Source organism: Shewanella dokdonensis (assembly GCF_018394335.1).
Lineage (GTDB): Bacteria > Pseudomonadota > Gammaproteobacteria > Enterobacterales > Shewanellaceae > Shewanella > Shewanella dokdonensis.
Genome location: NZ_CP074572.1, coordinates 2,987,947 through 3,000,290, shown reverse-complemented (window position 1 = coordinate 3,000,290; position 12,344 = coordinate 2,987,947). Strand labels below are relative to the sequence as shown.

Sequence of the window (12,344 nt, the reverse complement as noted above, 5' to 3'; positions counted from 1 at the left end):
TGTAATACCAAAACAATCATTGCAACGGAGTATTCCATGCGTCAATTACCTCTGGCCTCACTGTTGTGTGCCAGCTTATTGATGGCCGCCCCTTTATATTCCTATGAAGCGCTGGCAGCTGATCAAGCACAACCCACCCCATCGACTCAGAAAGCCGAACAACCGCAAGATAAAGCGGTCACGACTGAACACAGGATCAAAGTCAACGGTGACACACTGAAATATCAGGCGACCACCGGCAATATGATTATCAAAAATGATAAAAATCAACCGTCTGCCAGCGTGTTTTATGTTGCCTACACCATGGAGTCGAAGAAAGACCAACCACGGCCCATCACTTTTGTATTTAATGGTGGCCCGGGTTCATCTTCACTGTGGCTGCATATGGGCTCATTTGGCCCGGTACGCGTTGAAACCACCAATGCAGCACCGACACCACCCGCACCTTATAAATTGCTGGATAATCAGTACACCTTGCTAGACAGTACCGACTTAGTATTTATTGATGCGTTTGACACCGGATTCAGCCGCGGTATTGCCACTGCCGATGCCAAAGACAAGGCAGGCAAAGATGAAAACCCAGCGAAGAAATTTTTTGGCGTTGACGAAGATGCAGACGGTTTCGCGCGTTTTATCACCCGTTATGTAACCTCCAATAACCGCTGGAATTCACCTAAATATCTGCTGGGAGAATCCTACGGTACCGTGCGCGCACCTGTATTGGCAAATCAGTTACAACAGGACGGCATGGCATTCAATGGGGTGATTTTAGTGTCCAGCATTCTAAACTATGGTGCCAATGCGCCAGGTCTGGATCGTCAATATGTTGGCCTGCTGCCAACATTTGCTGCCGTGGCTTATTACCATAATAAACTACCGAATAAACCCGCCGAGCTGGCCCCTTTTCTACAGCAGGTACGCACCTTTGCCGAAGGTGATTTTGCCAAGGCGCTAGCTGCTGGTCACACTCTTCCAGCCGCTGAACTGGATAAGATTGCCGAGCAGTTACACCAGTACACCGGCTTGAGTACTGAATATTTGAAACATGCCAACTTACGCGTTGGCCAAGCACAGTTCCGCAAAGAATTACTGCGTGATGAAGAGCGAACCATGGGGCGTTATGATGGCCGATTCACCGGTATGGACAAAGACGCCATCGGTGAAACCCCAGATACCGATCCATCTGATACCGCGCCGTCTGCCGCATTTGTGGCGACCTTCAATGACTATCTGGCTAACCAGCTAAACTATCATCCCGATGATACTTACCGGGTCTTTAGCTTTGATGCATTCCGCAACTGGGATTGGCAACATCAAATCGGCCGAGGTTATAAGACTCGTTCCCCTTATGTGGTCGATGATCTCGGTAATGCCATACGCACCAACCCTAGCCTGGCAGGTATTTTCAGCCAATGGTTACTTCGATATGGCAACCCCTTCCATGCCACTGAATACGATTTGGCACATATGGAGTTAGACCCATCACTGATTGGCAATGTGCATTTTGGCTATTACCCGTCAGGCCACATGATTTATCTGAATCCAGAAGCGCTGCAATCACTGCATCAGGATTTGGAAAACTTTTATAAAAACACTCAGCACCAATAACTGATGCAGTGTCGTGTAAGCCCTGAACGCTAGCGATAGTATCAGGGCTTATTTATTGCGCTCATGCGCGAGTGCCAACGCGGGTTTGCGCCTTAATAACCACGCCATATAGCCAACAATCAACAGATTGACAGCCAAGGTCGCAATGCTCAGCCAGTTATGATGCACCACCACTTCATAAGCCTCAAACGGCAAGTAAATACCGCCGCTGACCAACGCAAACCATTCGGTCCACACCATGCTGTGCCACAATCCGTAAGCTTCAATAAAACGGATACAGGAATAGAGCAATGCGCCAACGGCAATGAGCGTCAGATTGATATTTCCCAGCGACTCGGCTGCATGCAGAAAAATCCCCGGGAGGTGACTGGCTGGATTCAGGTGCAGATGTGTCAATAACTGCTCACAAGCGTGTTTAAGATCTTTACCCGCTAAGGTATGGATCCCCAGTCCAACAATCAATGACAATACACCTTTTGTGGCTTCGAGTAGTGCCACTGCCCGTAACCCTTTGGCGGCTTTAACCATTGTCACCTCTTGAACCGTATTTTCTCACACAAGGACGCTAATACTGCCGTCAACACTAGCGGCTTTTCAAGTGTCGCTCGGTGATATTTTCTTCATCATGCGAGAGTCCGCAGGCTGACACGCCATTGCGAAAGGCAGTGACCCATACCAACGTAGAAACGTCAGCGAGTCATGCCCCGCAACCGATAGCAATAATTCGCCGCGGTGGATACCATTGGCACAGCGCATTTTTTCTAAGAACAGGACCCCATGCTAACAGCAACCGGCAGTGCCATAACCCCGCAGCCGCATCAAGCGGTTGCCAGAATCGCCAACATAGATGCCGTGCGAGGCCTGGCGGTGCTGGGCATTTTCTTTCTGAATATTTTTAGTATGGGTATTAGCAGCTATGAGTATGTGCCAACTGTGACGGCAACTGTGGGCGATAGCTTCGGTCAGGCCCTGTATTACCTGCTGCTAAGAGACCGTTTTATCACGCTGTTTTCAATACTGTTTGGCGCGGGGCTATACATTCAGTGGCAGAATTTCAGCGCCCAAGGCTTGGACGCAAGAGCCAAGGTGAAGTCACGCTTGTACTGGTTGATGCTGTTCGGCTTACTACATGGGCTTTTACTTTGGCCCGGTGACATCCTGCTAAGTTACGGTCTGTGTGGCCTGTTGCTATGGCGTTATCGGCAACTCCCGGTTGCTGAATTGCTACGTAAAGCACAACTGTTTATTGCCATTGGCCTGTTGGTCATGTTGCTGATGGCGTTAATTCCCATTGAGGTGTCGCCAATGGTGCGCGGTTCACCTGAGTATATGGCGGAATATCGGTTGTGGACGGGTGACTACGGTGTGCAATTGCAACAACAATTGCACACCGTTGTTATCAGCTTACTGGTATTTCCGATGACTTATCTGTGGATCCTCAGCGGGCTGATGTTGTTAGGCATCTATTTGCTACGCCAAGGTTGGTTCAACGGCCCGGTTTCCAGAGTTGGCTATTTATTCTGGGGATCATTGCTGCTGTCATTACTGGCCTATAGCTGCAGTTATGGTCACAGCCAACTACTGCAGAATCTAGCACTGGTGATCGTTGTCATAGCCGCCATTCCTATGGCATTGTGGTTTTTACAGTTGATAGTACGTTATTGTGGCAACCAACCACAGCGACTTAAATCACTACAGGCCGTAGGCCGAGTCGCCTTAACACTATACATATTACAGTCAGTAGTGGGCGTCAGCTTGTTTCGCCATATTGCACCAGAACTACTGCTGACCATGGATTTTATGGATTATCTGCTGCTGGCGGTTATCTGGTCAGCTATACAGTTGGCACTTGCCCGCTGCTATCTGCATTTTTTAAGCAAGGCCCGTTAGAATGGCTTTGGCGCAAGCTGGCCTACAACCAAGAAGGAAGCTAATTTTGCCACCAAAATCCGGCAAGCCTCGACGCATGTTGTACTGGCGACGATCACTATTTTGGCAAATTCCCAATGCTTATAAAGTAACGCTAGTATTTGCCGTGTATTTGCTGTTATTGGTCAGCAACCAAGTCTTATCTTGGTGGTTTATCATCTGGTATCTGTTACTGAGTTTGACGACTTACTGGCTATACGCCAATGATAAGCAGGCGGCGATTAAACACCTGCCGCGTACCTCCGAACGCAAATTACAGTTATTTGGGTTACTTGGCGGTTGGCCCGGTGCCTTGATAGCGCGTCATAGATTGCGTCACAAGACTATTAAGCTAAGTTTCCGAGTACTGTTTTGGAGTGGTGTGGTGATAAATCTGCTACTACTGCTCACCATAGCTCAGTATGCAAGGCCACTGTCTTTGGCTTATTGGTAATCGCTGTGAAGCCGCGGCGCAAACTGCTAATATACCGCGGCATCTGCAATTGCAGACGGAGATACAGGAAGGGTGAATGAAGACAATTATTGGCGTAATACTGGCATCAGCAGTGGCAATTGCCATGTACTTTTATCTGAACTCGTTGGCAAATCGTGGTATTGCAGAAGTTGCGGCTCAGGGAGATGCCTTTCTGGCGGCAAACAAGACTAAGCCAGGCGTGTTCACCACTGCCAGTGGTCTGCAATATGAATATCTCACCCACGGTAAGGAAGCGTACATCCCAGTGCCGAAGATACGGTTAAAGTCCATTATGAAGGTCGGCTCTTGGACGGCACGGTATTTGACAGTTCATTCAAGCGTGGCGAGCCTTTAAAGTTTCCGCTGAATCGGGTCATCAAAGGCTGGACTGAAGGTGTACAACTGATGGTGGAAGGCGACAAGGTGCGCTTTTTTATTCCCAATAATCTGGCCTATGGCAATCGTTCTGCGGGCCCAATTCCTCCCGGTGCGGCACTGATCTTTGATATTGAGTTGCTGCAAATCAATCCGTAGTCAGCATTTAATCTGCGCCAGTTAACATCGCCAGCAAGCCTCGGCATACCAGGGTTTCAGAATCATCGACCCGACTGATCTGACACAAACCAGACATTGCTGGCGAGACCATCTCCCGGATATTGGCAACACAACCTTTGTAATAATCGGCATTGGCTATGGTACTGCCTGCCAGCCATAAATGCTGCGGGTTGAACAGGTTGATTGCCCAGGCGATGCCCATTCCCAAATAAGCGCCAGAGCGATAAAGCTCCACCGGGTTACGCATACGCCGCTGGCGAATCGACTCACCGCTAGCCATCTGCTCTAGGGTAAATTCACCAGATTCGGTCATCACCCAACAATTGCCTAAATCGCCCGCTAACCCATTAGCACCAGTAAATACCTTGCCGTGACTGGCAAGTGCCAACCCCATGCCTTCAGAACACATGACTAATAGTTCACAGGCATATTTATCACTTGCCACAGCATGCATTGCCGCTTGTACATCATTGCTGACCACCGCCAGTTGACCACGGGTTTGTAACTTTTGCAGATTCTGCCCGGCCAGCCCCGGCAGATGCTTACAGGAAACCAAGGAATGATCTCGCACCATGCCGGGAAACGCTAAGGCTAGCTGGTAGTCCCGCAATTGGTAGTCATTCTCTAAATCAGCGATTTGCTGGTTTAGTTCTTCTAAGGAAAAGCCTTCTCCGGTAGGGATTTTGTACTGTTCAGTACTCCCCGCATCACTGAACAGAAACAGCGCCGTTTCCGAACCGACTTCAATTGTTAACTCTGCCATGCAATCCCCCGAAAGCTTTACCGCAGCACGCTATTCGCGGCAATAGTAGCACAGGCGCTAACCATGCGGCACTGTCAATAACTTAACATATTGCTTTTACGACAGTTCTAGTTGAATTATTGCACTCAAACAGCGGCAGCTTAGCGGCTAATCCGCTGAATTCGCCACAGCAAATGCTGCACCTGGCAAAGCTATTTACCGCTGTGAATAAGACTGACGCTTGCGGATCCGCTAAGCAGCTTGCGATAATCCAATCATCAATATTGCATAGCACCAGCACGCCATTCTGATAATGCTGGTATATAATGGAGTCCCTATGTCCAGTAACATTGCTGCCCGCCTTACCGCCGTCCGCGGTGAGATGGCTAAGCTTAATCTCGATGCTTTTATCCAACCCCGCGCCGATGAATATCTCGGTGAATACGTCCCGGCCCATAATGAGCGTCTGTTATGGCTCACGGGATTTACCGGTTCCGCGGGCATGGCCATTGTGATGAAAGATAGCGCCGCAGTGTTTGTTGATGGACGTTACGTCGTTCAGGTGCGTCAACAGGTGGACGCCAAGCTTTACCGCTATGAAAGCCTTACCGATATGCCACAGTATCAATGGCTGGCAGAACATCTGCCCAGCGGCAGCCGAGTTGGGGTTGACCCACGTTGCCATACACTCGCGTGGTTCAACGAGGCAGCAGCCACTTTAGATAAAGCGGGCATCGAACTTATCGCCTTGGACAACAATCCCGTCGATATTTGCTGGCACCCACGCCCAGCGCCCACCAAAGATCTGGCGCAGTTATTCAGTGATGCCGCAGCAGGTAAAACCAGCCTGCAAAAACGTAGCGAAATTGGTGAGCGGGTGCAAAAGGCCGGAGCCGATGTCGCACTGATCACTGCCCTTGATTCTTTCTGCTGGCTGCTCAATATCCGCGGCCAGGATATTCCCCGCATTCCGGTGATCCTTGGCACCGCGCTGCTATATGCCGATGGCGCGATGGTGCTATTTACTGACCTGGATAAACTGCCACCAGATATTGCAGCCCATGTAGGTGCCAATGTGAGTTTTAAGGCAGAAGCCGAACTCAATGGCGCGCTGGCATCACTGAAAGGCAAAAAATTACTGGCGGACCCCAACAGCGCCAACGCCGCCTGCCAGCTGCAAGCTAAAGCTGCTGGTGCCAAACTGATTGCTGGCGCTGATCCAGTCGCGATCCCCAAAGCCTGTAAAAATCCGGCAGAAATGCAGGGGATGATCGACAGTCATATCCGCGATGGGGTAGCCGTTAGTCGTTTCCTCGCTTGGTTAGATAACGAAGTTGCCAATGGCCGACTGTATGATGAAGCAGCGCTGGCTGAGAAACTGGAAGGTTTTCGCAAACAACATGCCCTGTACCGCGAACCCAGTTTTGACACCATTTCGGCCGCGGGTTCCAATGCCGCCATGTGCCATTACAACCATCTGAACGGTACCCCTAAAATGCTGGAAATGAACAGTATCTATCTAGTGGATTCCGGCGCGCAGTACCTTGATGGCACCACAGATGTTACCCGCACCATTGCCATTGGCGCGGTAACTGACGAGCAGAAAAAGCTAGTAACACTGGTACTTAAAGGTCACATTGCACTGGATCAGGCTCGGTTCCCCAAAGGAACCACCGGCCAACAACTGGATATTCTGGCGCGCCAATACCTGTGGCAGCAGGGCTTTGACTATGACCACGGCACAGGTCACGGCGTTGGCCATTATCTGAGCGTACACGAAGGCCCGCAACGCATTGGTAAAAACCATAATGCCGTACCGTTGGAGCCTGGCATGGTGCTGTCTAACGAACCCGGTTATTACCGTGAAAACGCCTTTGGTATCCGCTTGGAAAATTTGCTGACAGTAAAACCTTGTGCAGAACTCGCTGGGGCAGAACGGGAAAGCTATTGCTTTGAAGCCCTGACCCTCATCCCAATGGATAAGCGTTTGTTTGATAAAAAGCTCATGACCGATGCTGAAATCGACTGGGTAAACCGTTATCACCAACGCGTTTACACCACCTTGTCACCCATGCTGGCTGGCGCCGATTTAACCTGGCTACAGCAAGCCACATCGGCACTATAATCTAGGTATTACACGTCTTAAGGGGGAACAGATATTCCCCCTTCGTTTGTTCGCTACAGATCCTGCCCTTGAATTCAGTTATACTTGCCGCCATATAAGCGGCAGTAGCGTTTTTAGAGAGTCATGCAGATGTTAAATACTGAATTTGATAAATATCTGGAATTTCCTACGTCATTTCCGTTTAAAGTGGTAGGTGATTACAGTGAAGAACTGGCCGAGCAAGTTGTCATGGTGGTACAGAAACATGCCCCCGGTGATTACACAACGTCCTCCAAAACGTCCAGTAAAGGTAGTTACCTGTCGGTAACCATCAGGGTACAGGTAACCAGCAAAGAGCACATTGAAACCCTGTACACTGAACTTGCCGCCATCGAAGGGGTTCGACGGGTGTTATAACCCGTCAAGAAATGTGATCTAGATTACATTTTTACCAACTCTGGGTATAATGCCCAGCAGATCCACAGGGAGAGATGTTGCCCTTGTCTGAGAAAACCTTACACGTGTTCCATCTGGGTAAGATGGATTATGAAACGGTATGGCACGCCATGCAGCACTATACCGATATCCGTGACGATAATAGCCGTGACGAGCTATGGCTGGTGGAACATCCACCCGTTTTTACCCAAGGTCAGGCGGGTAAAGCCGAACATATTCTGGCGCCAGGAGATATCCCGGTGGTGCAAGTAGACCGCGGTGGTCAGGTGACCTATCACGGGCCAGGACAGATGGTTGCCTACCCACTGCTCAACGTGCGTAATCTAAAAATTGGCGTACGGCAGTTGGTTACCGATATTGAGCAATCCGTCGTTGGGGTACTGGCGCGTTTCCAAATAGAGGCTTACCCCAAAGCCGATGCACCTGGCGTCTACGTTGACGGTAAAAAGATTGCATCTTTAGGGCTGCGCATCCGCCGAGGCTGTTCCTTCCACGGCGTGGCATTTAATGTCGATATGGACTTGGAGCCGTTTCACCGTATCAACCCCTGTGGCTACGCCGGACTGGAGATGACACAGTGTAAAGATCTGGGTGGTCCCACCACGGTTGAGCAAGCCGCCAAACTCTTCAGCGAAATTTTCAGCCAGCGACTTGGCTATCAGCAATTACAGCATTACCAAGGATTACCAGAGTCATGAACAGGCCAGAAAGATTACAACCCGGCGTAAAATTGCGTGACGCCGACAAAGTTGCCCGCATTCCCGTAAAGGTTGTCCCGTCTGAACGTGACACTATGCTGCGTAAACCTGACTGGCTGCGAGTAAAACTGCCAGCGTCCAATCAGCGTATTCTGGATATCAAGCAGGCGTTGCGTAGCCACGGTTTACATTCGGTTTGTGAAGAAGCGTCCTGCCCAAACCTAGCGGAATGCTTTAACCACGGCACAGCCACCTTTATGATCCTCGGCGCTATCTGCACCCGCCGTTGCCCGTTTTGTGATGTTGCCCATGGTCGGCCACTGAAACCCGATCCCGAAGAGCCATTACAGCTAGCCCGTACCATTCGTGATATGAAGCTGAAATACGTGGTGATCACCTCAGTGGACCGCGATGATTTACGCGATGGCGGAGCGCAGCACTTTGCTGACTGTATCCGTGAAATTCGTAAACTCAGCCCTCATATCAAGATAGAGATTCTGGTACCGGATTTCCGCGGTCGTATTGAACAGGCGCTGGATATTCTGGCAACTGAGCCGCCGGATGTGTTCAACCATAATCTGGAAACAGCGCCAGCACATTACCGTAAGGCTCGTCCGGGAGCTAACTATCAATGGTCCTTGAACCTGTTACAACAGTTCAAGCAACGCCACCCAGATATCCCCACTAAATCCGGCTTGATGATGGGACTTGGCGAAACCAATGAAGAGATAGTCCAAGTATTAAAAGATCTGCGTAGCCATGGCGTGAACATGCTGACATTAGGACAATACCTGCAACCTTCCCGCTTCCATCTGCCGGTAGAACGCTATGTAACACCGCAGGAATTTGATGAACTACATGACATCGCCGTAGAGCTGGGATTCACGCATGCCGCATGCGGGCCACTGGTACGCTCCAGCTATCATGCTGATCTGCAAGCCCAGGGGAAAGAAGTGAAATAAGCTTGCTTAAATTAACAAAGCCGCCTGAGGGCGGCTTTGTTGTCTCAGGCGATCATGCCTGAATATCGCAATGTAGTCTTAGCTCCATCAAGATGGCATCTTCTCGCCCATTCGCCGTGTGATAATAATTTCTACGGCCGCCAGTTTCGATAAACCCCAGATGACGGTAAAGGCCGATGGCAGCGGTGTTACTGACTCTCACTTCTAACAATAACACCTCAACATTTTGCGCTTTTAACACTGCAATTGTCTGCTCCAACAACAGCTTGCCAAAACCCTTGCCTTGATGGCTAGGCATTACACAGATATTCATCAAGGTTGCTTCTTCAAACAAACATTGCAGAATGCTGAAACCTATTAGTTGTCCATCATCATCAAACAATCCGAGCTGCTGATAAAAACGACCGAAACAACTTTTTAGCGTCGCCGCATCCCACGGATAAGGATGCGCCTGCTGTTCTACTGCCAGCATTTGTGGCAATTGTTCTAGCGAAAGAGGTAGTACCTGAGCCATTACTGCACACCATCCAAATGAGGCCACAACTGCTGCCACAAGGCTCGTTTTGCCTGACTGCTTTGCTGTAACTCTGCCAGTGTTGGTGTCGATATCATCGCTTCAGCTGGCATCGCATTACCAAAGCACCATAACACCGGAGTAGCAGCGCTGGCATGAGCCGTCACTTGGCAAGTGTCTGGCGCAATCCCCAGTTGTGCTAACACAGTCGCCACGATTGGATGTTGTAGTAGCGTCTGATCATCATCAGCCAGCAATAACAACGTGGGAGCATCAGCCCTCGCCTTAAGACGCCATTGGCTAATCCCCATGGCATACAGAAATTTATTCATAAAAACACCTGATTATACCGTCACCACAGGATATCAGTTCTCAATTTTGCTGTCCCAACAACTATCAAATACCCATACTTTTTCAGTGTATATCGATTAAGGGTATCTGTTTTATCGACTTTCATCCTGCTATTAAGGCGCTATCATGGACCGGTAGCCAAAAAGGAGGGTTATATTATGAGTACAGTAATCAATATCGGTATCAATCAGGCAGATCGTGTGGAAATAGCCAACGGCTTGAATAACCTGTTGGCAGACACTTATAGCCTCTACCTCAAAACCCACAGTTTTCACTGGAACGTTACAGGCCCCATGTTCAACACCCTACACCTGATGTTTGAAACTCAATATACAGAGTTAGCCACAGCGGTAGATGTCATCGCTGAACGGGTGCGTGCACTAGGCGAGCGGGCACTGGGTTCTTATAGCGCCTACGCGAAAGTCACTGGCATCAAAGAAGATAATGGTGTCACCGATGCCAATCAGATGTTACAGGAGCTGCTGGAAGGCCAGGAAGTCGTTATTCGTCGTGCCAGAGCACTCTATCCATTGGTCAATCAAGCGGATGACGAAGCCACCGCAGACCTACTGACACAACGTATCCAACTGCACGAAAAAACTGCATGGATGCTCCGCAGTATGTTAGCAAAATAACCTTGTTGATATCTGAAAGCCGCCACTCAAGGCGGCTTTTATTTACCTGCTACAAAAAACCACGCTGTATTTTTAAATTATGCCGTCATTAATTTATTGAATCGAACTTAACGTGACAGACCTCTTGTTCATTCATATTTTAAATAACAGTTTTTTGACAAAGATTGTGAAAGTTATAACATCAATTTGTTAACACATTGATCTGGGGCATAAAATGGAATTTATCGAAAAACTGGAGCAAATCGCAAAGCGGATACCGGCAATTTCTGCAAATCTAACCACCGAAGAAGCCACTAAGAACGCGTTGATTATGCCGTTTCTTAATCAAGTTCTTGGATACGACATATTTAACCCGTTAGAAGTGGTGCCAGAGTTTACCGCAGACACACCAAACAAACGCAACGAAAAAGTAGATTATGCACTGATGATTGATGGCAAGGTGCAAGTACTTATCGAATGTAAGCGCTTTGATGAGCAATTAGCGATTAAGCACGCCGGGCAATTGTTCCGTTACTTCTCAACCACCAATGCCAGGATAGCTATCCTAACAAATGGTGTTGAATATCAATTTTTTACTGATATAGACGCACCTAACAAAATGGATGAAAAGCCATTTTTAAAGTTGGATTTGCTGAATATTGATAAACACGTCATAAGCGGCATAGCAAAACTCACCAAGGAAGCGTTTGACCTTGATTCAATAGTTAATACCGCTGGGGACTATAAGTATCTAAGTCAGATAAAGAAGCTCATTGAGGAACAAGTTAAAAATCCTGATGATGATTTTGTTCGCTTCTTTGCTGCAAGAGTATACGATGGCGCCATAACAGCAAAAGTAAAACAGCAATTCTCTGAGCTTACGATAAAAGCCTTCAGCCAATTCATCAATGACAGCATTAACGCCAGACTAAAAACAGCACTTCATAATGATGAAGCAAAACCAGATAGCGCCACTGCCGAAATAGATGACGATGAAAACAAGATCATCACCACTGAGGAAGAAATTGAAGGTTTCAACATCGTCAAAGCCATACTACGGCAAAAACTCGATGTAACCCGTATTGTGTCAAGAGATCAGCAAAGCTACTTCGGTATATTGCTAGATGACAATAACCGCAAACCTCTATGTCGACTCCACTTCAACACCAAACAAAAATACATTGGTACGTTTGATGAAAACAAAAAGGAAACACGCCACCCAATCGAATCGCTCGATGATCTCTTCAAATTTGCAGATCAATTATTGGCAACAGCTGCGCATTATTTAGCTTAGACTCGCGAAGAACGTGGAAGCATTTTCTGGAGGTATTACCAATAATCTTTGTGAGCAACAAGT

At 48.5% G+C, this 12,344-nt stretch carries 13 protein-coding genes and 1 pseudogene; 10 read left to right on the top strand and 4 right to left on the bottom strand.

Annotated features, from left to right (window positions below; translation table 11 throughout):
* Positions 1 to 36 precede the first annotated feature (36 nt).
* Entirely contained in the window at positions 37 to 1,608 is a 1,572-nt protein-coding gene (locus tag KHX94_RS14410) for a S10 family peptidase (RefSeq protein WP_213681169.1), read from the top strand.
* A gap of 48 nt (positions 1,609 to 1,656) precedes the next feature.
* On the opposite strand, the gene KHX94_RS14405 is transcribed toward KHX94_RS14410, so the two are convergent.
* Complete coding sequence (locus tag KHX94_RS14405) at positions 1,657 to 2,136, bottom strand: DUF2127 domain-containing protein (protein WP_213681168.1); 480 nt, start codon at positions 2,134 to 2,136, stop codon at positions 1,657 to 1,659.
* A gap of 249 nt (positions 2,137 to 2,385) precedes the next feature.
* Here KHX94_RS14405 and KHX94_RS20650 point away from each other — a divergent pair, with 249 nt between their 5' ends.
* From KHX94_RS20650 to bamJ, 3 genes and pseudogenes are all read left to right on the top strand, one after another.
* Complete coding sequence (locus tag KHX94_RS20650) at positions 2,386 to 3,498, top strand: DUF418 domain-containing protein (RefSeq protein WP_244859175.1); 1,113 nt, start codon at positions 2,386 to 2,388, stop codon at positions 3,496 to 3,498.
* Between the two features lie 46 nt (positions 3,499 to 3,544).
* On the top strand, positions 3,545 to 3,970 hold the full coding sequence (locus KHX94_RS14395) for a DUF1294 domain-containing protein (protein WP_244859174.1): 426 nt from the start codon (positions 3,545 to 3,547) through the stop codon (positions 3,968 to 3,970).
* 124 nt (positions 3,971 to 4,094) lie between these two features.
* A pseudogene (gene bamJ, locus KHX94_RS14390) lies at positions 4,095 to 4,525 on the top strand (BamJ family beta-barrel-assembly machinery protein).
* A gap of 7 nt (positions 4,526 to 4,532) precedes the next feature.
* On the opposite strand, the gene KHX94_RS14385 reads toward bamJ, so the two are convergent.
* A complete protein-coding gene (locus KHX94_RS14385) occupies positions 4,533 to 5,309 on the bottom strand; it encodes an ROK family protein (RefSeq protein WP_213681166.1) in 777 nt (258 codons plus the stop codon).
* A gap of 316 nt (positions 5,310 to 5,625) precedes the next feature.
* On the opposite strand from KHX94_RS14385, the gene KHX94_RS14380 reads away from it, so the two are divergent.
* The 4 genes from KHX94_RS14380 (at position 5,626) to lipA (ending at position 9,508) form a co-directional block, all read left to right on the top strand.
* Positions 5,626 to 7,413, top strand: a complete 1,788-nt coding sequence (locus KHX94_RS14380) for an aminopeptidase P family protein (protein ID WP_213681165.1) — start codon at positions 5,626 to 5,628, stop codon at positions 7,411 to 7,413.
* 129 nt (positions 7,414 to 7,542) lie between these two features.
* Positions 7,543 to 7,809: a DUF493 family protein YbeD gene (ybeD, locus tag KHX94_RS14375; protein WP_213681164.1), complete on the top strand. Its 267-nt coding sequence runs from the start codon at positions 7,543 to 7,545 to the stop codon at positions 7,807 to 7,809.
* 83 nt (positions 7,810 to 7,892) lie between these two features.
* Complete coding sequence (lipB, locus tag KHX94_RS14370; RefSeq protein ID WP_213681163.1) at positions 7,893 to 8,546, top strand: lipoyl(octanoyl) transferase LipB; 654 nt, start codon at positions 7,893 to 7,895, stop codon at positions 8,544 to 8,546.
* The gene (gene lipA, locus KHX94_RS14365) at positions 8,543 to 9,508 is read left to right on the top strand and encodes a lipoyl synthase (RefSeq protein ID WP_213681162.1); all 966 of its coding nucleotides are present in this window, start codon (positions 8,543 to 8,545) and stop codon (positions 9,506 to 9,508) included. The genes lipB and lipA overlap by 4 nt, the downstream gene beginning before the upstream one ends.
* Positions 9,509 to 9,560: 52 nt before the next feature.
* Here lipA and rimI read toward each other — a convergent pair whose 3' ends face one another.
* Positions 9,561 to 10,022, bottom strand: a complete 462-nt coding sequence (gene rimI, locus KHX94_RS14360) for a ribosomal protein S18-alanine N-acetyltransferase (protein ID WP_213681161.1) — start codon at positions 10,020 to 10,022, stop codon at positions 9,561 to 9,563.
* Positions 10,022 to 10,354, bottom strand: coding sequence for a DNA polymerase III subunit psi (locus KHX94_RS14355; protein ID WP_213681160.1), 333 nt, complete (start codon positions 10,352 to 10,354; stop codon positions 10,022 to 10,024). Before KHX94_RS14355 ends, rimI begins: the two co-directional genes overlap by 1 nt.
* Before the next feature lie 177 nt (positions 10,355 to 10,531).
* Between KHX94_RS14355 and KHX94_RS14350 the strand changes: the two genes are divergently transcribed.
* Together KHX94_RS14350 and KHX94_RS14345 are read left to right on the top strand one after the other, a co-directional pair.
* Positions 10,532 to 11,008, top strand: coding sequence for a Dps family protein (locus tag KHX94_RS14350; protein WP_213681159.1), 477 nt, complete (start codon positions 10,532 to 10,534; stop codon positions 11,006 to 11,008).
* 214 nt (positions 11,009 to 11,222) lie between these two features.
* Positions 11,223 to 12,281 carry a type I restriction endonuclease gene (locus KHX94_RS14345; RefSeq protein ID WP_213681158.1) on the top strand — a complete coding sequence of 353 codons (1,059 nt, stop codon included), beginning with the start codon at positions 11,223 to 11,225 and terminating at the stop codon, positions 12,279 to 12,281.
* The last annotated feature ends 63 nt before the right edge of the window (positions 12,282 to 12,344 follow it).

Excerpts from the sequence above, each read along its gene's own strand:
- lipA (WP_213681162.1), top strand. The coding sequence starts at position 8,543 with ATGAACAGGCCAGAAAGATTACAACCCGGCGTAAAATTGCGTGACGCC.
- ybeD (WP_213681164.1), top strand. The coding sequence starts at position 7,543 with ATGTTAAATACTGAATTTGATAAATATCTGGAATTTCCTACGTCATTT.
- KHX94_RS14355 (WP_213681160.1), bottom strand. The coding sequence starts at position 10,354 with ATGAATAAATTTCTGTATGCCATGGGGATTAGCCAATGGCGTCTTAAG.
- KHX94_RS14385 (WP_213681166.1), bottom strand. The coding sequence starts at position 5,309 with ATGGCAGAGTTAACAATTGAAGTCGGTTCGGAAACGGCGCTGTTTCTG.
- KHX94_RS14405 (WP_213681168.1), bottom strand. The coding sequence starts at position 2,136 with ATGGTTAAAGCCGCCAAAGGGTTACGGGCAGTGGCACTACTCGAAGCC.
- KHX94_RS20650 (WP_244859175.1), top strand. The coding sequence starts at position 2,386 with ATGCTAACAGCAACCGGCAGTGCCATAACCCCGCAGCCGCATCAAGCG.
- KHX94_RS14410 (WP_213681169.1), top strand. The coding sequence starts at position 37 with ATGCGTCAATTACCTCTGGCCTCACTGTTGTGTGCCAGCTTATTGATG.
- KHX94_RS14380 (WP_213681165.1), top strand. The coding sequence starts at position 5,626 with ATGTCCAGTAACATTGCTGCCCGCCTTACCGCCGTCCGCGGTGAGATG.
- KHX94_RS14350 (WP_213681159.1), top strand. The coding sequence starts at position 10,532 with ATGAGTACAGTAATCAATATCGGTATCAATCAGGCAGATCGTGTGGAA.
- rimI (WP_213681161.1), bottom strand. The coding sequence starts at position 10,022 with ATGGCTCAGGTACTACCTCTTTCGCTAGAACAATTGCCACAAATGCTG.
- KHX94_RS14345 (WP_213681158.1), top strand. The coding sequence starts at position 11,223 with ATGGAATTTATCGAAAAACTGGAGCAAATCGCAAAGCGGATACCGGCA.